This is a genomic window from Streptomyces fumanus, from assembly GCF_014655295.1.
Classification (GTDB): domain Bacteria; phylum Actinomycetota; class Actinomycetes; order Streptomycetales; family Streptomycetaceae; genus Streptomyces; species Streptomyces fumanus.
Window position 1 is genome coordinate 115,009 of the sequence record NZ_BNBI01000008.1, and the last position, 17,891, is coordinate 132,899.

Genomic DNA, 17,891 nt, shown 5'->3' on the forward strand with positions numbered 1-17,891 from the left:
ACCCTTGTGTCACCGGGGCCGCCTTTTGTCCGGATTGGGGGAGAGGTTGCCCCTCTGGGCTGTGGGATGCGCTACAAAATCGCGGTTGCGTTTGGGAATTGAACGCGGACCCGCTTAGCGTCTTCCGGGCTGTCCGTCAGGCAGTGCGCCGCACCCGCGGCACCGGACAGCCATCGCCGAGTCCCCGTACGGCGCGAGCCAGGGGAGCCGGGGACCCACCGCAGTCCCTGGGGTGAATCGGACGCCCGCGCGCCCAGCGAGGGGGTCCGTAGGAGACCTTCCTGCTCCGAACCCGTCAGCTAACCCGGTAGGCGAGAGGGAAGGAAAGGACGAGCCCGTACATGGCGTTCACGCGCGCCACCGGCAAGCACCGCCGGCCCGGCCGGATGCACCGCACCACCGCCCGCGCGGCGGGTGTCGCCGCCCTCGCCACCAGCGGAGTGGTCGGCACCCTCGCGGCCCCGGCCCTCGCCGCCGAGCCCGCCCCCGAGCAGACCGGCCTCACCCCGGTCGTCACCCTCGGCGACTCCGTGGCCGAGCAGATAGACGCCCAGGCCGCCGCCCAGCGACTGGCCGCCGAAGAAGCCGCCGCCGAGCGCGCGGCCGAGGAAGCCGCCCGCCGACAGGCCGCCGAAGCCGCCGAGAAGGCCGTCCAGAAGGCCCGCGAGAACAAGGAGCGCGCCGCCCGGGAGGCCGAGCGCAAGCGCCTGACCGCCTACGTGGCGCCCATCAGCGCCTCCTACGTGTCGACCGCCTACCGGGCCAGCAGCGGCCTGTGGTCCTCCGGCAGCCACACCGGGATCGACTTCCACGCCGCGTCCGGCACCCCCGTCCACGCGGTCGGCGCCGGCACCGTCGTCGAGGCCGGCTGGGGCGGTGCGTACGGCAATCAAGTCGTGATCAAGATGCTTGACGGTACGTACACCCAGTACGGACATCTGTCGTCCATCGAGGTCTCGGTCGGTCAGAGCGTCACCCCCGGCCAGCGGATCGGACTCTCCGGCTCCACCGGCAACACCACCGGAGCACACCTGCACTTCGAGGCCCGCACCTCCCCGGAGTACGGCTCGGACATCGACCCCGTGGCCTACCTCCGCTCGCACGGCGTCGACGTCTGACGGCAGCCCTCCCGGCACCCGCGCCACCCCGCCCCGGCCCCCCGAGGGAGCCGGGGCTTTCGGCGTTCCCGGGCTCTTCCGGGAGCACGGCACACCCGCCGCACCCGCTTTTCCCCGGCGCCCCGATGTCCAAAAAATATCCATGGATTCCGGCCGCCCGTCGGAAATTCCCGCGCATTGCCATAGAGTCACTGAACACGCGTCAATCGTCGACGTTGCACGGGGATTAAGGCGGAGGTCGGTCATGCGTATTCCGGCGCACTCGGTATGCACGGCGATCCGGGACGACATCGTCGCCGGTGTCCACGAGCGCGGCAGCCGGCTCACCGAGGAACTGCTCGCCCGCCGCTACGGCGTCTCCCGCGTCCCCGTGCGCGAGGCGCTGCGCACCCTGGAGGCGGAGGGCTTCGTGGTGTCCCGGCGGCACGCGGGCGCGTGCGTGGCCGAACCGACCGAGCAGGAGGCCGCCGACCTGCTGGAGATGCGCCTGCTGCTGGAGCCCCTCGGGGCCGCGCGGGCCGCCCAGCGCCGCACCGAGGCCCACCTCAAGGTGCTGCGCGGCCTGGTCAGACTGGGGCAGGAACGGGCCCGGCAGGGCCACAGCGAGGATCTGCGCGCCCTGGACGGCTGGTTCCACGAGACGCTCGCCCAGGCCGCCGGCAGCGCCGCCCTGACCGCCACGCTGACCCAGTTGCGGCACCGGATCGCCTGGATGTACACCGTGGACGCGCCCGCCAGCCCGCCCGACACCTGGGCGGAGCACGGCGCGATCGTCGACGCGGTGGCCCGCGGCGACAGCGAGCGCGCGCGGGCGCTCACCGCGCTGCACACCGAGCGGGCGACGGCGGCCCACCGGCTGCGCTTCGGCTCGGGCGCCCAACGGGCGGAGCCTGTGAGGAACTCGCAACATCCAGTAAACACACCGAGTCTCCGGAATTAACACGGCCGCCGTATACAAAGAGAGAGTAATTCGGCGGGGGGTTATTTTTGCTGCCCCATTACGGTCGCTACCGAAGTGGTGCCGATGACATATCCGGGAGTCCGGAAGCCCGTCCGGTCAGAAGTTCGGAAGTCTGCGCCGGAAAAAGACGAAGCCGTGCCGACCCGCAAGAGGTCGGCACGGCTCCGCCGATTTCCGGCGTTCCGGCTCAGACGGTCTCGGGAAGCTCCTCGAGCCCCTCGGCGACCAGCTTCGCCAGGCGGTCCAGGGCGGCGTCCGCGCCCTCGGCGTCCGACGCGAGGACGATCTCCTCGCCGCCCTGGGCGCCCAGGCCCAGCACGGCCAGCATCGAGCCCGCGTTGACGGGGTCGCCGCCGGCCTTGGCGATCGTGACCGGGACGCCGGTGGCCGTGGCGGCTCGGACGAAGATGGAGGCGGGGCGGGCGTGGAGACCCTCGGCCCAGCCGACGTTGACGCGGCGCTCAGCCATGTGTTGCTGCCCTTCGGTGTTCAGGGTTGTCTAGACCAGTTTCCCATACGGTGGAGCGTGCCCGGAGCGGCCCGTCCCCGCGCGGACGGGCGGACCGGACCGCGACCCCGTTCCGGCCCGGTTCCCCCATAGACTGCCTCGCGCCGTTGTCGTAGGCGAGCCGTACCCTGGGGCCCATGCAGACCTCGTCGGACCGGCACGAGTACCCCGCCCACTGGGAGGCCGACGTGGTGCTGCGCGACGGCGGCACCGCGCGGGTCCGCCCGATCACCGTCGACGACGCCGAGCGCCTGGTCAGCTTCTACGAGCAGGTCTCCGACGAGTCGAAGTACTACCGCTTCTTCGCGCCGTACCCCCGGCTGTCCGCCAAGGACGTTCACCGCTTCACGCACCACGACTTCGTGGACCGGGTGGGACTCGCGGCCACGGTGGGCGGCGAGTTCATCGCCACCGTACGCTACGACCGGATCGGCGCCGACGGAACACCCGCCACCGCACCGGCCGACGAGGCCGAGGTCGCCTTCCTGGTGCAGGACGCCCACCAGGGGCGCGGTGTCGCCTCCGCCCTCCTCGAACACATCGCGGCCGTCGCGCGGGAGCGCGGCATCCGCCGCTTCGCCGCCGAGGTGCTGCCCGCCAACACCAAGATGATCAAGGTGTTCATGGACGCCGGGTACACCCAGAAGCGCAGCTTCGAGGACGGTGTGGTCCGCCTGGAGTTCGACCTCGAACCCACCGACCGCTCCCTCGCCGTGCAGTACGCGCGCGAACAGCGCGCCGAGGCGCGGTCGGTACGGCGGCTGCTGACGCCCGGCTCGGTCGCCGTCATCGGCGCCGGCCGCGCACCCGGCGGCGTCGGCCGGGGCATCCTGGGCAACATCCGGGACGCGGGCTTCACCGGCAGGCTGTACGCCGTCAACCGGGCCTTCCCCGAGGACCAGAAGGAGCTGGACGGCGTGCCCGCCCACCGCTCCGTCCGGGACATCGACGGGCCCGTCGACCTGGCGGTCGTCGCCGTCCCCGCCGAGCACGTCCCCGAGGTGGTCACCGAGTGCGGCGAGCACGGCGTGCAGGGCCTGGTGGTGGTCTCCGCCGGGTACGCCGAGAGCGGCCCCGGCGGACGCGAGCGCCAGCGCGCCCTCGTGCGGCACGCGCGCGCGTACGGGATGCGCATCATCGGCCCCAACGCCTTCGGGATCGTGAACACCTCACCCGAGGTGCGGCTCAACGCCTCCCTGGCGCCCGAGATGCCGCGCCCAGGGCGGATCGGGCTGTTCGCCCAGTCCGGCGCCATCGGCATCGCCCTGCTCTCCCGGCTGCACCGGCGCGGCGGCGGCGTCACCGGTGTCACCGGCGTCTCCACCTTCGTCTCGTCCGGCAACCGGGCCGACGTCTCCGGCAACGACGTGCTCCAGTACTGGTACGACGACCCGGACACCGATGTCGCCCTGATGTACCTGGAGTCCATCGGCAACCCGCGCAAGTTCACGCGGCTGGCCCGCCGGACGGCCGCCGCCAAGCCGCTGGTCGTCGTGCAGGGCGCCCGGCACGGCGGCGCGGCACCGCAGGGGCACGCGGTACGCGCCACGCGCCTGCCGCACGCCACGGTCTCCGCGCTGCTGCGGCAGGCCGGCGTGATCCGCGTCGACACGATCACCGAACTGGTCGACGCGGGCCTGCTGCTGGCCCGCCAGCCGCTGCCCGCCGGGCCCCGGGTGGCGATCCTCGGCAACTCCGAGTCCCTGGGCCTGCTCACCTACGACGCGTGCCTCTCCGAGGGCCTGCGCCCGCTGCCGCCGCGGGACCTGACCACCGCGGCCACCCCGGAGGACTTCCGCGCGGCGCTGTCCCGCGCGCTGGCCGACGACGCCTGCGACGCCGTGGTGGTCACCGCGATCCCCTCGCTGGGCGAGGGCTCGGCGGGCGACGCGGCTCTGGCCCACGCCCTGCGGTCGGCGGCGGCCGCCGCCCCCACCAAGCCGGTCCTGGTGGTCCACGTCGAACTGGGCGGCCTCGCCGAGGCCCTCTCGGCCGCCACCAGCACGGCCCCGCAGCCGCCGACACCCGCCGCGCCGCCCGCGCCCGGGTCCGCCGCGCCGCCCGCGTCCGGTCCGGTCACGCCGCCCGCGCCCGCTCCCGGGCCCGTCACCCGGCCCGCGTCCGGGGCCCTCGCGGCGACCGACCACCCCGCCGGCAGCGAGGCCCCTCCCACCGGAACCCCTCCCACCCCCAACCCCCCCGACGGCACCCACCTCATCCCCGCCTACCCCGCCGCCGAGCGGGCCGTCCGGGCGCTCGCGCAGGCCGTCGCCTACGCGCAGTGGCGGCGGGACGCCGCCGACCCCGGCAAGGTCCCGGAGTACGAGGACATCGACGAGAAGGGCGCCGCCGAGCAGATCGGCACCCTCCTCACGCGCGGGCAGGGCCTCACGCTCGGCCCGGCGGAGACCTGCGCGCTGCTCGGCCGCTACGGCGTCCAGGTCCACCGCGCCCTGCCCGCCCCCACCCCCGACGAGGCCGTCGCCGCCGCGGCCGCCCTCGGCTACCCGGTCGCCCTCAAGGCCACCGCCCCGCACCTGCGGCACCGCGCCGACCTGGGCGGCGTACGCCTGGACCTGGCGGACGAGGGGCAACTGCGCCGTGCGTACCAGGAGCTGACCGGGCTGTTCGGCACGCCGGCTGAGCTGCGGCCGGTGGTGCAGCGGATGGCACCGCGCGGGGTGGACACGGTCGTCCGCGCGGTCATCGACCCGGCGGCCGGGGCGGTGCTCTCCTTCGGTCTCGCGGGGGCGGCCACCCAGTTGCTGGGCGATGTGGCACACCGCCTGATCCCGGTCACCGACCGGGACGCCGCCTCGCTCATACGTTCCATCCGGACCGCTCCGCTGCTGTTCGGCTGGCGCGGCTCCGCCCCCGTCGACAGCGCCGCCCTGGAGGAACTGCTCCTGCGGGTGTCCCGCCTGGTCGACGACCACCCCGAGGTCGTCGCGGTCACGCTGGAACCGGTGGTCGTCGCCCCGCGCGGGCTCAGCGTCCTCGGCGCCTCGGTCCGCCTGGCCCCGCCGCCCGCCCGGGACGATCTCGGTCCCCGTACGCTCCCGGCCTACTGACCCCGGTCCGGGGCGCACGACCGTGTCTGGCAGTCAGTGGTCCCCCGTAGGATGGACGGCATGGCCAAGACCAGTACGACGACCCAGGGGCTGCGTGCGGCGATCGAGCGCAGCGGCTACTACCCGGCCCTCGTGGCCGAGGCGGTGGAGGCCGCCGTGGGCGGCGAGCCCATGCGGTCGTACCTGGTCCACCAGGAGACCACGTTCGATCAGAACGAGGTGCGCCGGCATGTGACGGTGCTCGTCCTGACCGACCACCGCTTCATCGTCAGCCACACCGACGAGCAGGCCGCCGACGACACCTCCCCGACGCCGTACGCCACCACGTCCACGGAGTCCGTCAAGCTCGGCCGGATCTCGTCCATCGTGGTCAGCCGCGTGGTCGCCAACCCCGAGCAGTACACGCCGGGCACGCTGCCCCGCGAGATCGTGCTGACCATCGGCTGGGGCGCCGTCTCCCGCATCGACCTGGAGCCCGCCGCCTGCGGCGACCCCAACTGCGAGGCGGACCACGGCTACACGGGCAGCTCCACCGCCGACGACCTCAGCCTGCGGGTCAGCGAGGCCGGCGACGGCCCCGAGACGGTCCGCCAGGCGCTCGCCTTCGCCCAGGCGCTCTCCGAGGCGACCGCGGACACCGGCCGCTGATGTCCCACCCCTCCGCCGCCCACGACCGGGGACGCCCCGCTTCCGCCGCGCCGCTGACCACCGCCTGGGACACCGGCCCCGAGCCGCTCCCCATCGGCTCCGCGCCCGTGCCCGAGTACGGCAGCGGCTCGCTCGCCGACCTGCTGCCCACCCTCGCCGCCGGCATGGCCGTCCCCGGCATGAGCGCGACGATCGCCGAGCTGGCCCCCGCCGACCGCGCGTGCGTCTTCCTGATCGACGGCCTCGGCTGGGAGCAGCTCCGCGCCCACCCCGAGTACGCGCCCTTCATGACCTCGCTGCTCGGCAGCTCGCGCGGCGGCACCGGGCGCCCCATCACCGCCGGCTACCCGGCGACCACCGCCACCTCGCTGGCCTCGGTCGGCACCGGCCTGCCCCCCGGCGCCCACGGCCTGCCCGGCTACACCGTGCGCAACCCCGACACCGGCGAGCTGATGAACCAGTTGCGCTGGCAGCCCTGGACCGACCCGCACGTCTGGCAGCCCCGCCCCACGGTCTTCCAGTTGGCGCACGACGCGGGCGTGCACGCCGTGCAGGTCTCCGCCCCGACCTTCCAGAACACCCCGCTGACCAAGGTCGCGCTCAGCGGCGGCACCTTCCTCGGCCGGCTCCCCGGCGAGGAGCGCATGGACCTGGCCGCCGAGCAACTGGCGGCCGGCGACCGCTCCCTGGTCTACACGTACTACTCCGAGGTCGACGGCGCCGGCCACCGCTTCGGCGTCGACTCCGACACCTGGCGCGGCCAGCTCGGCCGGGTCGACCTGCTCGTCCAGCGGCTGGCCGAGCAACTGCCCCCGCGCAGCGTGCTCTACGTCACCGCCGACCACGGCATGATCGACGTGCCCTTCGACGAGGAGCACCGCATCGACTTCGACGAGGACTGGGAGCTGCGCGCGGGCGTCGCCCTGCTCGGCGGCGAGGGCCGCGCCCGCCATGTCTACGCCGTGCCGGGCGCCGCCGGCGACGTACTGGCCTGCTGGCGCGAGGTGCTCGGCGACCGGTTCTGGGTGGCCTCGCGGGACGAGGCGATCGCGGCGGGCTGGTTCGGCCCGCAGGTGGACACACGCGTGTACGACCGCATCGGCGATGTGGTCGCCGCCGCCCGGGACGACGTGCTGCTCATCGCCTCCGAGCGGGAGCCGAAGGAGTCGGCGATGGTCGGCAACCACGGCTCGATGACCCCCGCCGAACAGTTGGTCCCCCTCCTCGAAGTACGCTCCTGAAGCCGCAAACGCTTACGCCGACCCCCGAATCCCCATAACGCGACGTCCCGTCCGATCCCGCCGAAAGGTGTCCGCCCCGTCATGCCCGAGCTGGTGTTCTTCTCCGGAACGATGGACTGCGGGAAGTCGACACTGGCTCTCCAGATCGAGCACAACCGCTCGGCGCGCGGCCTGGCCGGCATGATCTTCACACGCGACGACCGCGCGGGCGAGGGCAAGCTCTCCTCGCGGCTCGGCCTGGTCACCGACGCGGTCGAGGTCGAGGACGGCACGGACCTGTACGCGTATCTGGTCGACCACCTCTCGCGGGGCGGCCGGGCGGACTACGTGATCGCCGACGAGGCGCAGTTCCTGGCGCCCGAGCAGATCGACCAGCTCGCCCGCGTGGTCGACGACCTCGACCTGGACGTGTACGCCTTCGGCATCACCACGGACTTCCGCTCCAAGCTGTTCCCGGGCTCCCAGCGGCTGGTCGAACTCGCCGACCGCGTGGAGGTGCTCCAGGTGGAGGCCCTGTGCTGGTGCGGGGCCCGCGCCACGCACAACGCCCGTACGGTGGGCGGCGTCATGGTCGTCGAGGGCGCCCAGGTGGTCGTCGGCGATGTGACCCACTCCTCCGACGAGATCGGCTACGAGGTGCTCTGCCGGCGCCACCACCGGCGCCGTATGACCGCGGCCTCGGCCCGCGCGGCGGCCCTGTCACCGGACGTCCTCCCGATGTCGAACGCCTGAACGACCGCTACCCGAGCGCCGGCCGCTGCAGCAGCGCGAACCGCGCCCCCTCCGGGTCGGCCACCATGGCCACCCGCCCCTGCGAGCCGTCCCGCACCGGCCGCAGCACATGCCCGCCCAGGTCGATCAGCCGCTCCACGCTCGCGTCGACGTCGGCCGCCTCGAAGTACGTCACCCAGTGCGGCCCCCGGTCGCGCGGCAGGGCGCTGCCCACCCCGTGGATGCCGGCGACGGGCCGGCCGCCGACGCGCAGGGTGACGTAGTCGTGGTCCGCGGAGACCGGCGCGTCCCGGGTGTGCCCGAAGACGTACTCGTAGAAGGCGGCGACCCCGGTCGTCGCGTAGGTCATCAGCTCGTTCCAGGCGGGGGTGCCCGGCACGCCGGTCAGGGTGGTGCCCGCGTGCGCCGCGGCCTGCCAGATGCCGAAGACGGCGCCCGCCGGGTCGGAGCCGATCGCCATCCGCCCGGCCTCGGCCGCGTCCAGCGGCCCCACGCCGATCGTGCCGCCGCAGCTCCGGACCGCGGCGGCCGTGCGGTCCACGTCGTCCGAGGCGAGGTACGGCGTCCAGGCGACGGGCAGATGCCGGTCGGGCGGCAACTGGCCGATGCCCGCCACCTCCCGCCCGCCGAGCAGGGCCCGCACATACGGGCCGAGCTGCTGGGGGCCGGGCCGGAACTCCCAGTCGAACAGTTCCGCGTAGAACGCCTGGGTGGCGGCCAGTCCGCGCACCATCAGACTCACCCAGCAGGGCGTGCCGGGCGCGCGCCGGGCGGGCGGATCGCCGGTCCGGCCGGCCGGTTCCCGTGCGTCGGTCATCGTCACTCTCTCCCCGGCCCCTCCCGGTGGCCGTGTCGCTTCCGCTCGGACGGACCTCCGTGCCGATGCCGGCACCGGCCCCGCTCACGCGTGCTCCGGCCCGCGGGGGCGCGTCCGCCGGAGGACGCCGCCGGGCGGTTCCCGGTCCGGTTCCGCGCACCGGCTGACAGATACCGCCCGGATGTACAGCACGTGCCCGGTCCCGCACGCCGGGTGACCGGGCCTGCCCGGCGGGCAGAGTAGTCCGACAACGCCCCGGCGGCCACCCGGTGGGCCAGGATGGTGGCCATGAACGTCATCATCTCCGCATCCGAACTCGCGAGCGACCTGGCGGGCGCCCGGCCGCCGGTCCTCCTCGACGTCCGCTGGCAGCTCAGCATGGCCAAGGCGACCGGCGAACCCTCCTTCGACGGCCGGGCCGAGTACGCGGCCGGTCACCTTCCCGGCGCCGTCTTCGTCGACCTCGACCGGGAGCTCGCGGCCCCGCCCGGCCGAGGCGGCCGGCACCCGCTGCCGGACCTCGGGGAGTTCGGCGCCGCGATGCGCCGCGCGGGCGTGTCGGCGGACCGGCCGGTGGTCGTGTACGACGGCGGGCAGGGCTGGGCCGCGGCGCGCGCCTGGTGGCTGCTGCGCTGGACGGGGCACCCGGACGTACGGGTCCTCGACGGCGGCCTGGCGGCCTGGCAGGGCCCGCTGTCGACGGAGGTGCCGCGGCCCGAGCCGGGCGACTTCGAGCCGGTGCCGGGCGAAACGGGCCTGCTCGACGCGGACGCCGCCGCGGCGCTGGCCAAGTCGGGGCTGCTGCTGGACGCCCGCGCGGGAGAGCGGTACCGGGGCGAGGTCGAGCCGATCGACCCGGTGGGCGGGCACATCCCGGGCGCGGTCTCGGCGCCGACCACGCAGAACGTGGGCCCGGACGGCCGCCTCCTGCCCGCCGACGAGCTGCGGGCCCGGTTCGCCGCGCTGGGCGTCACGGACGGCACCGAGGTGGGCGTCTACTGCGGCTCGGGCGTCTCGGCCGCCCACGAGGTGCTGGCCCTGGCGGCGGCGGGCGTACCGGCCGCGCTCTACGCGGGCTCCTGGTCGGAGTGGTCAGCGGACCCGAACCGGCCGGTCGCCGTGGGGCCTGACCCGCAGTAGCGCGGGGGTCGCGCCGCGGGGTGGGCTCTGACCTGCGGCAGTACGGAGGGGCGCGCTCCGGGCGGCAGTACGGTGGGGCGCGCTCCGGTCCGGGTCCGGATTTCGCACCGGCCCGGAGCGCCACGCCCTGGCCGGTGCCCGGCACAGAAGCGCCGCACCCGGTCGCCACCTGGCCGGGACCGTCACACCTCGCCCCGCCTCGACCCGCACAAAAGGGCCGCCCCCACCCAGGAAGCGGCCCCTCACCCCACACGGCCCCTCACCCCACAGGGCGGCGCGTCACGGCACTCCCCGCGTCACTCCTGCTTCTTGCGCCGGGTCCCGAAGACGATCTCGTCCCAGCTCGGGACCGCCGCCCGGCGTCCCGGACGGACGCCGTCCGCCTCGGCCTGGCGGTCGGTGGAGCCGGTGAGCCGGTCGCGGTGGCTGCTGACGGAACGCGGCATGAGCACGTCCGCGTAGGCGGACCCCGCGCCGGCCGACGCCGCGGGAGCCGGGGGCTCCTCGACGACCGGTTCCTCGACGGGCTCGTCCGGGGGTTCCGGCGCGGACGCCGGGCGCTCGGGGACGACCAGGTCGCCCCGGAAGCTCGGCACCGCCTCCAGCAGACTGGTCAGCGAGTCCCGCTCGCTCGCGCTCTCCTCGGCGGCCGGTTCGCTCGGCGGCGCGGGCAGGCCGGGCCGGTCCAGCGGACGGTCGCGCGGCAGCCGGGCGATGCGCGGGACGAACGGGAAGCTGGGTTCGGGCGCGGCCAGGTCGTCGGACTCGCCGATCAGCGCGCGGGCCTCCTCGTCGACGGCCTGGACGAGCCGCCGGGGCGGGTCGTAGGTCCAGCTCGCCGAGTGCGGTTCGCCCGCGACCCGGTAGACGAGGAGGACCTCCCAGGTGCCGTCGTCGCGGCGCCAGGAGTCCCACTGGACGGTGTCCTTCTCGGCGCCGCGCAGCAGCAACCGCTCCTGGACGGCCTCGCCGAGGGGCGGGCCGGAGTTCTCACCGGGGCGGCGCACGGGGGTCTTGCGGGCGCGCTCGGCCATGAAGGCGCGCTCGGCGAGCACGGGCCCTTCGAAGCGGCGTACGCGGTCGACGGGGATGCCGGCCATCTGGGCGACCTCTTCCGCGGTCGCGCCGGCTCGTATCCGGGCCTGGATGTCGCGGGGGCGGAGGTGGCTCTCCACCTCGATCTCGATCTGGCCGAGGCGGGGACGGTCGCCGCGCACGGCGGCGCGGAGCCGTTCGTCGATCGGAAGCGTGTACTCCGTGCTGTCCGCAGCCTTCAGCACCAGCCGTGTGCCGTCATTCGAGACGGCCACGACACGCAGTTCGGGCATGGGGACCTCCCGGGTGGTGCCTGCCGACGTCACGTGCGTCGCTGCTTCCGCTCTGTCGAGTGTGGCCTGCCCGGGTGCAGCCTGCCACAACCTTGCCGAGTTGCCCGGCGTGTCGGGCGCGGGCCCGGGATCGCCGTTATGGCACGGTTACCTGTTCGCAACGCTAAGTGACCAACTCCGTCACCCTGTGCACCTTGCCCCCTCCCGGCGGACCTTGCGGGCCCCGTGCCCCCGGACGGGAGACCGGACCCAGGGCTCGCAACAGTACTCCATTTGGGCCACGTGCGTGGATTGGCACGCCGTCGAACTTCCGCGTGGCGATCTTGTACGTGGTCTACTTCACGGAATCACCAGAAACGGAACTAATGATTCCGTCCGTACGTCCCCTTCTCGTGCAGCTGTTGGATCACATACGGAAAGACAGGCAAGGTCCGTAGATGCGTGAAAGGTCCGGTGTCACAGGCGAGGCGGAGACCCGGGAGGAGAGTGGTACGGCGGTTGACGGCCCGGCGGGGCGGGGGCGGATCGACCTGAGCGTGCCCCAGGTCGCGGGCAGCGCGCTGGCGGCCGTGGTGGCCGCCAAGCTGGCCTCCTCCTTCGGGGTGTACGGCACGATCCTCGGCGCGGGCCTGGTCAGCGCCATCGCGACCTGCGGCGGCACGGTCTTCCAGCACTTCTTCCGGCGCACGGGCGAGCAGTTGAAGGTCAAGCGCGCCGCCGAGCGGCCCCGGGCGGCGGCCCTGGCGTCCGGCCCCTCGCTGACGGGGGAGTTCGGCGAGGGCACGGTCTACCGCGCGCGGGTCCGGAGCTGGAAGCGTCCGCTGATCGCCGCCGCCTTGGTCTTCGGCGTGACCATGGGCGGCATCACCGCCTACGAGCTGATCTCCGGCCACAACCTCAGCGGCGGCGCCAGCACCACCGTCGGTGACGCCCTGTCCGGTCACCACACGTCCCCGTCGGACCCGGGCGACGCGGACGACTCGGGCGACTCCGGGGGGCCGGGCGGCTCCGGCGGCTCCACCGTCTCCCCGAGCCCCGGCTCCGACGGCACCGGTTCCGGCACCGGCCCGGGCGGCACCCCGGCGGCCACCCCGTCCGGCTCTGCGAGCGCGGACGACGACGGCGCCTCGCCCGAGGACACCGCCCAGGAGGACGGCGGTACGCGGTCCACCACACCGGCGCCGACCGCCACCGGCGGCGAGGACCCGACCACCGGGCCCGACGGTTCGGCTACGGCCCCAGCACCCTCCGCAAGTAGTCGTTCGCAAAGCGGCGATCAGGGTCAAGACGCTCCCTGAGCGCGGTGAACTCACCGAAGCGCGGGTACACCCGGGAGAAGTACTCGGCGTCCCGGGTGTGCACCTTCCCCCAGTGCGGCCGCCCCTCGTGCGCGGCGAACAGACGCTCGGCGGCGGTGAAGTACGCGTGGTAGGGCGTCCCCCGGAACATGTGGACGGCGATGTAGGCGGTGTCCCGGCCGGACGCGGTGGACAGCGTGATGTCGTCGGCCGGGGCGGTGCGCACCTCGACCGGGAAGCTGATCCGCAGCGGCGAGCGGTCCACCATCGCCTTCAGCTCCCGCAGCGTCTCCACCACGGCCTCGCGCGGCACCGCGTACTCCATCTCCACGAACCGCACCCGGCGCGGCGAGGTGAAGACCTTGTACGGGATGTCGGTGTACGTCCGCGCCGACAGCGCCCGGCTGGAGACCCGGGCGAACGCCGGGATGGTGGCCGGCACCGCGCGGCCCACCCAGTTGACGGCCTGGAAGGCGCCGTTGGAGAGGAACTCGTCCTCGAACCAGCCCCGGAACCGCCCCACCGGCCGCTCGGGGCCGGCGCTGCGGTTGTTGCGCTTGGTGATGGTGCTGCCGGTGTGCGGGAACCAGTAGAACTCGAAGTGCTCGTTCTCCGCCCAGAGCTGATCGAACTCGGCGAGGACCCGGTCCAGCGGCATGGGTTCCTCGCGGGCGGTGAGCAGGAAGACCGGTTCGACGGCGAAGGTGATCGCGGTGACGACGCCCAGCGCGCCGAGCCCTATCCGGGCGGCGGCGAAGACGTCCGCGTTCTCGGTGGGGGAGCAGGTGAGAACCGAACCGTCGGCGGTGACCAGCTCCAGCGCGCGGATCTGGGCGGCGATGGAGGCGGAGTCGCGGCCCGTGCCGTGGGTGCCGGTGCCGACCGCCCCGGAGACCGTCTGCTCCATGATGTCGCCCATGTTGGCCAGCGACAGGCCCTCCCGCGCCAGCGCCAGGTTGAGCCGCTTGAGCGGTGTGCCGGCCTCCACCGTGACGGTCATGGCGGTGCGGTCGATGTGCCGTATGCCGGTCAACAGTTGAGGGCGGATCAACACCCCGTCGGTGGCCGCTATGGACGTGAACGAGTGCCCCGAGCCCACGGCCTTGACGGTCAGCCCGTCCTCGGCGGCCCGGCGCACCGCCTCGGCCAGTTCCTCGACGGAGGCGGGAGCGACCTCCCGCGCGGGGCGGGCGGAGACGGTGCCTCCCCAGTTACGCCAGGTTCCGTTCTTCCCGCTCGCCGTGCGTGTGCTGCTCAACGGTCCCTCCCCGACCCGGGGCCGGCCGCTTGAGCCGGCGGTACCCGAGGAAACCGACCGCGGCCGCGACGGCACCGGCCACCGCCGGCACCCCGTACCCGGCGCGCGCCCCGGCCGCGTCGATCACCCAGCCCCCCGCGGAGGAGCCGAGCGCGACGCCGACCGCGAGTCCGGTGCTCACCCAGGTCATGCCCTCGGTGAGCTGCGCGCGCGGTACGTGCTCCTCGATGAGGGACATCGTCGTGATCATGGTGGGAGCGACGGAGAGTCCCGCAACGAACAGCGCCACGGCCAGAAACGGCAGGTTCCCGACCAGTAGGAGGGGGATCATACTCACGGCCATCGCACAGACACCCAGCAGCCAGCGCCGCTCCGGCGCCCCCGCGGTGCGCAGCAGCCCGAAGACCATGCCCGCCACGCAGGACCCGCCCGCGTACACGGCGAGCACGACGCTCGCGGCGGCCTTGTGCCCCTCTTCCTCGGCGAAGGCGACGGTGACCACGTCGACCGACCCGAAGATCGCCCCGGTGGCCGCGAAGGTGGCCACCAGGACCCGCAGACCGGGGGCGCGCAGCGCGCTGCCACCGCCGCTGCGCGTGCGCGGGTGCGGCTCGGGCTCGGTGGCGCGCTGGGCGGTCAGCCAGAAGACTCCCACCGCCAGGAAGCAGGCGGCCAGCAGCGGCCCGGCCTCCGGGAACCAGGCGGTGGACAGGCCGATGGAGATGATCGGCCCGAAGATGAAGCAGACCTCGTCGATGACGGATTCGAAGGAGTACGCGGTGTGCAGGTGCGGGGTGCCCCGGTACAGGGCCGCCCAGCGGGCCCGCACCATCGCGCCGAGGCTCGGCACGCAGCCGATGCCGACGCAGGCGGCGAACAGCACCCAGTCGGGCCAGCGGTAGGAGGCCGCGAGCAGCAGCAGCGCCGACGCGGCCAGGGCTATCAGGGTCACCGGACGCAGCACCCGCCGCTGCCCGTACTGGTCCACCAGGCGCGAGACCTGGGGGCCGATCAGCGCGGCGGCCAGCGCCAGGGTCGCGGAGAGCGCGCCGGCCAGCCCGTACCGCCCGGTGAGCTGGGAGACCATGGTCACCACGCCGATGCCCATCATCGACATCGGCATCCGGCCGAGGAAGCCCGCGGCGGAGAAACCCTTGGAGCCGGGGGCGGCGAACAGGGCGCGGTACGGGCTGGCCAACGGTGTCTCCGGAGGAAAACGGCTCGGTGCGGCTGGGCGCGGACGGCCCCCCGCGGGCGCGGACGGCCCAGCGCGGCCCGGACGGGCCCAGTAAGGTCCGAACGCAGTCGATACAGCTTACTGGTCAGGTGACCCTAACGCACCCTTCCGGACCAGTCGGCGCACAGGTGACGCCCCCGCCGTTTCCCGGCTGTCAGTGCCGGGTGGCAGGATCGAGACATGCCAGACGTGCTTGACGCCACCCCTTACGACGCCCTGCTGCTGCTCTCCTTCGGCGGCCCGGAGGGCCCCGACGACGTGGTCCCGTTCCTGGAGAACGTGACGCGCGGGCGGGGCATCCCCAAGGAACGCCTGAAGGAGGTGGGGCAGCACTACTTCCTGTTCGGCGGGGTCAGCCCCATCAACGACCAGAACCGCGCGCTGCTGGACGCCCTGCGCAAGGACTTCGCCGAGCACGGCCTGGACCTGCCGGTCTACTGGGGCAACCGCAACTGGGCGCCTTATCTGACGGACACCCTGCGCGAGATGGTCCGCGACGGCCGGCGCCGCGTCCTCGTCCTCGCCACCAGCGCCTACGCCTCGTACTCGGGCTGCCGCCAGTACCGCGAGAACCTCGCCGACGCCCTGGCCACCCTCCAGGCGGAGGGCCTGGAGCTGCCGAAGATCGACAAGCTGCGGCACTACTTCAACCACCCGGGCTTCGTCGAGCCCATGATCGACGGCGTCCTGCGCTCGCTGGCCGACCTCCCCGAGGAGGTGCGGGACGGCGCCCACATCGCGTTCACCACCCACTCCATCCCGACCTCCGCCGCGGACACCTCCGGCCCCGTCGAGGAGCACGGCGACGGCGGCGCCTACGTCCGCCAGCACCTGGACGTGGCCCGGCTGATCGCCGACGCCGTCCGGGAGCGCACCGGCGTGGACCACCCCTGGCAGCTCGTCTACCAGTCGCGGTCCGGCGCCCCGCACATCCCGTGGCTGGAGCCCGACATCTGCGACCACCTGGAGGAGCGGCACGCGGCCGGCGTCCCCGCCGTGGTGATGGCCCCCATCGGCTTCGTCTCCGACCACATGGAGGTCCTCTACGACCTCGACACCGAGGCCAAGGCCAAGGCCGAGGAGCTGGGCCTGCCGGTGCGCCGCTCGGCCACCGTCGGCGCCGACCCGCGGTTCGCCGCGGCCGTGCGCGACCTGGTCCTGGAGCGCGCCGCCGGTGAGCGCGGCCAGGCGGTCACCCCGTGCGCCCTGGGCGCGCTGGGCGCCAGTCACGACCTCTGCCCGGTGGGCTGCTGCCCGGCCCGCGCCCCCCGCCCCGCCGCCGCGGGCGCCGACAGCCCCTACGCGTGAGGAGCCCCGTGACCGACGTGACCGACCCCCTGCACGCCGAACTCCTCGACATAGCGCGCGAGGCCGCCCGCCGCGCGGGCGAGCTGCTGCGGGACGGCCGCCCGGCCGACCTCGCGGTCGCCGCGACCAAGTCCAGCCCGATCGACGTGGTCACCGAGATGGACATCGCGGCCGAGAAGCTGATCACCGGCCTGATCGCCGACCGCCGCCCGGACGACGGGTTCCTCGGCGAGGAGGGCGCCTCCTCGGACGGCACCAGCGGCGTCCGCTGGGTGATCGACCCGCTCGACGGCACGGTCAACTACCTGTACGGGCTGCCCACCTGGTCCGTCTCCATCGCCGCCGAGCAGGACGGCGAGCGGGTCGTCGGGGTGGTGGCGGTGCCGATGCGCGGGGAGACGTACCACGCGGTCCGCGGCCGCGGAGCCTGGGCGACCGGCCCCTGGGACGGGGAGCGGGCCCTGGCCTGCCGCCCCGCGGCCCCGCTGGAGCAGGCCCTGGTCTCCACCGGGTTCAACTACGTCACCGCCGTGCGCACCCACCAGGCGGAGGTCGCCCGGCGGCTGATCCCGCGCCTGCGGGACATCCGGCGGGGCGGCTCGGCCGCGGTCGACCTGTGCGATCTGGCCGCCGGCCGGCTCGACGGCTACTACGAGCGCGGACTGCACCCCTGGGACGTGGCCGCGGGCGACCTGATCGCCCGCGAGGCGGGCGCGCTGACCGGCGGGCGCCCTGGGGAGCGCCCGTCCTACGACCTGACGGTCGCGGCCACCCCGGGCGTCTTCGAACCCCTCCAGGCCCTCCTTGAGGACCTCGGCGCCTGGCACGACTGACCCGGCCGCGCCGGTGCGCACCGGCCCCGCGCGCACAAGCGGGAACCCCGGCGCTGGATCCCGCCGGGGTTCCACAGCTCACGGGCCGGTCAGAGGCTGGGCGCGCTCACCTCCACGCCGTGTTCGGCGGCGAGTCGGCGGAGGTCGTCCAGTTCGCCGAGTTCCACCTCGACGAGGAAGTCGTCGCCCTCGTCACGGGCCCGCGAGAGGTCGGACTCGGTCGCCTTTATGCGCTGCAGAAGTCCTGCGGTGAAAGCGTCCATGCTGCGCCCCCTCGTCCTGGGTCGTGTGGGTCTGTGGCACGGGGGTGTGCCGTCGGGAAGGGGCGATCACGTCTGCTACAGGTGCCCAGCGCCGCGCGGCCGGGCGGCGACGGTGCCGGACACCCACGCC

At 74.1% G+C, this 17,891-nt stretch carries 16 protein-coding genes and 1 riboswitch; of the genes, 10 read left to right on the top strand and 6 right to left on the bottom strand.

Translation table 11 applies throughout. The features are described from left to right. Positions 1-164: 164 nt before the first annotated feature. Positions 165-329, top strand: a riboswitch (cyclic di-AMP (ydaO/yuaA leader). 12 nt (positions 330-341) lie between these two features. Further along, positions 342-1,118 carry a M23 family metallopeptidase gene (locus IE316_RS18625; RefSeq protein ID WP_190205526.1) on the top strand — a complete coding sequence of 259 codons (777 nt, stop codon included), beginning with the start codon at positions 342-344 and terminating at the stop codon, positions 1,116-1,118. Positions 1,119-1,362: 244 nt separating this feature from the next. Further along, positions 1,363-2,058, top strand: coding sequence for a GntR family transcriptional regulator (locus tag IE316_RS18630; RefSeq protein WP_190205527.1), 696 nt, complete (start codon positions 1,363-1,365; stop codon positions 2,056-2,058). A gap of 208 nt (positions 2,059-2,266) precedes the next feature. On the opposite strand, the gene IE316_RS18635 is transcribed toward IE316_RS18630, so the two are convergent. Continuing rightward, a complete protein-coding gene (locus IE316_RS18635; protein ID WP_190205528.1) occupies positions 2,267-2,548 on the bottom strand; it encodes an HPr family phosphocarrier protein in 282 nt (93 codons plus the stop codon). A gap of 176 nt (positions 2,549-2,724) precedes the next feature. Here IE316_RS18635 and IE316_RS18640 point away from each other — a divergent pair, with 176 nt between their 5' ends. The 4 genes from IE316_RS18640 to IE316_RS18655 all read left to right on the top strand — a co-directional run bounded on the left by IE316_RS18640 (position 2,725) and on the right by IE316_RS18655 (position 8,279). Then, a complete protein-coding gene (locus IE316_RS18640; RefSeq protein WP_190205529.1) occupies positions 2,725-5,658 on the top strand; it encodes a bifunctional acetate--CoA ligase family protein/GNAT family N-acetyltransferase in 2,934 nt (977 codons plus the stop codon). Between the two features lie 51 nt (positions 5,659-5,709). Continuing rightward, a complete protein-coding gene (locus tag IE316_RS18645) occupies positions 5,710-6,306 on the top strand; it encodes a DUF5998 family protein (protein ID WP_190205530.1) in 597 nt (198 codons plus the stop codon). Further along, the gene (locus tag IE316_RS18650; RefSeq protein WP_190205531.1) at positions 6,306-7,547 is read left to right on the top strand and encodes an alkaline phosphatase family protein; all 1,242 of its coding nucleotides are present in this window, start codon (positions 6,306-6,308) and stop codon (positions 7,545-7,547) included. The genes IE316_RS18645 and IE316_RS18650 overlap by 1 nt, the downstream gene beginning before the upstream one ends. An 81-nt stretch (positions 7,548-7,628) precedes the next feature. Further along, the gene (locus tag IE316_RS18655) at positions 7,629-8,279 is read left to right on the top strand and encodes a thymidine kinase (protein WP_190205532.1); all 651 of its coding nucleotides are present in this window, start codon (positions 7,629-7,631) and stop codon (positions 8,277-8,279) included. A gap of 7 nt (positions 8,280-8,286) precedes the next feature. Here the strand turns inward: IE316_RS18655 and IE316_RS18660 are convergent, their stop codons facing one another. Further along, a complete protein-coding gene (locus tag IE316_RS18660) occupies positions 8,287-9,096 on the bottom strand; it encodes a VOC family protein (RefSeq protein ID WP_190205533.1) in 810 nt (269 codons plus the stop codon). A 288-nt stretch (positions 9,097-9,384) separates the two neighbouring features. Here IE316_RS18660 and IE316_RS18665 point away from each other — a divergent pair, with 288 nt between their 5' ends. Next, a complete protein-coding gene (locus tag IE316_RS18665) occupies positions 9,385-10,236 on the top strand; it encodes a sulfurtransferase (protein WP_190205534.1) in 852 nt (283 codons plus the stop codon). Between the two features lie 296 nt (positions 10,237-10,532). Here IE316_RS18665 and sepH read toward each other — a convergent pair whose 3' ends face one another. Further along, positions 10,533-11,564, bottom strand: coding sequence for a septation protein SepH (gene sepH / locus IE316_RS18670; RefSeq protein WP_190205535.1), 1,032 nt, complete (start codon positions 11,562-11,564; stop codon positions 10,533-10,535). 437 nt (positions 11,565-12,001) lie between these two features. Between sepH and IE316_RS18675 the strand changes: the two genes are divergently transcribed. Further along, entirely contained in the window at positions 12,002-12,862 is an 861-nt protein-coding gene (locus IE316_RS18675) for a hypothetical protein (protein WP_373311234.1), read from the top strand. Here the strand turns inward: IE316_RS18675 and IE316_RS18680 are convergent. Further along, positions 12,795-14,120 (bottom strand): D-arabinono-1,4-lactone oxidase, encoded by a 1,326-nt coding sequence (locus IE316_RS18680; protein WP_190205536.1) that lies wholly within the window; start codon positions 14,118-14,120, stop codon positions 12,795-12,797. The genes IE316_RS18675 and IE316_RS18680 overlap by 68 nt on opposite strands. Beyond that, on the bottom strand, positions 14,074-15,318 hold the full coding sequence (locus IE316_RS18685; protein ID WP_190205537.1) for an MFS transporter: 1,245 nt from the start codon (positions 15,316-15,318) through the stop codon (positions 14,074-14,076). The genes IE316_RS18680 and IE316_RS18685 overlap by 47 nt, the downstream gene beginning before the upstream one ends. A 219-nt stretch (positions 15,319-15,537) precedes the next feature. Between IE316_RS18685 and IE316_RS18690 the strand changes: the two genes are divergently transcribed. Together IE316_RS18690 and IE316_RS18695 are read left to right on the top strand one after the other, a co-directional pair. Next, entirely contained in the window at positions 15,538-16,665 is a 1,128-nt protein-coding gene (locus tag IE316_RS18690; protein ID WP_190205538.1) for a ferrochelatase, read from the top strand. 17 nt (positions 16,666-16,682) lie between these two features. Next, positions 16,683-17,498, top strand: coding sequence for an inositol monophosphatase family protein (locus tag IE316_RS18695; RefSeq protein ID WP_190205796.1), 816 nt, complete (start codon positions 16,683-16,685; stop codon positions 17,496-17,498). A gap of 89 nt (positions 17,499-17,587) precedes the next feature. Here the strand turns inward: IE316_RS18695 and IE316_RS18700 are convergent, their stop codons facing one another. Then, positions 17,588-17,761: a hypothetical protein gene (locus tag IE316_RS18700; protein ID WP_190205539.1), complete on the bottom strand. Its 174-nt coding sequence runs from the start codon at positions 17,759-17,761 to the stop codon at positions 17,588-17,590. Positions 17,762-17,891 lie beyond the last annotated feature (130 nt).

Coding starts and splice junctions, on each gene's coding strand:
- IE316_RS18660 (WP_190205533.1), bottom strand. CDS start 9,096: ATGACCGACGCACGGGAACCGGCCGGCCGGACCGGCGATCCGCCCGCC.
- IE316_RS18640 (WP_190205529.1), top strand. CDS start 2,725: ATGCAGACCTCGTCGGACCGGCACGAGTACCCCGCCCACTGGGAGGCC.
- IE316_RS18700 (WP_190205539.1), bottom strand. CDS start 17,761: ATGGACGCTTTCACCGCAGGACTTCTGCAGCGCATAAAGGCGACCGAG.
- IE316_RS18675 (WP_373311234.1), top strand. CDS start 12,002: ATGCGTGAAAGGTCCGGTGTCACAGGCGAGGCGGAGACCCGGGAGGAG.
- IE316_RS18630 (WP_190205527.1), top strand. CDS start 1,363: ATGCGTATTCCGGCGCACTCGGTATGCACGGCGATCCGGGACGACATC.
- IE316_RS18665 (WP_190205534.1), top strand. CDS start 9,385: ATGAACGTCATCATCTCCGCATCCGAACTCGCGAGCGACCTGGCGGGC.
- IE316_RS18635 (WP_190205528.1), bottom strand. CDS start 2,548: ATGGCTGAGCGCCGCGTCAACGTCGGCTGGGCCGAGGGTCTCCACGCC.
- sepH (WP_190205535.1), bottom strand. CDS start 11,564: ATGCCCGAACTGCGTGTCGTGGCCGTCTCGAATGACGGCACACGGCTG.
- IE316_RS18650 (WP_190205531.1), top strand. CDS start 6,306: ATGTCCCACCCCTCCGCCGCCCACGACCGGGGACGCCCCGCTTCCGCC.
- IE316_RS18625 (WP_190205526.1), top strand. CDS start 342: ATGGCGTTCACGCGCGCCACCGGCAAGCACCGCCGGCCCGGCCGGATG.
- IE316_RS18645 (WP_190205530.1), top strand. CDS start 5,710: ATGGACGGCATGGCCAAGACCAGTACGACGACCCAGGGGCTGCGTGCG.
- IE316_RS18690 (WP_190205538.1), top strand. CDS start 15,538: ATGCCAGACGTGCTTGACGCCACCCCTTACGACGCCCTGCTGCTGCTC.
- IE316_RS18655 (WP_190205532.1), top strand. CDS start 7,629: ATGCCCGAGCTGGTGTTCTTCTCCGGAACGATGGACTGCGGGAAGTCG.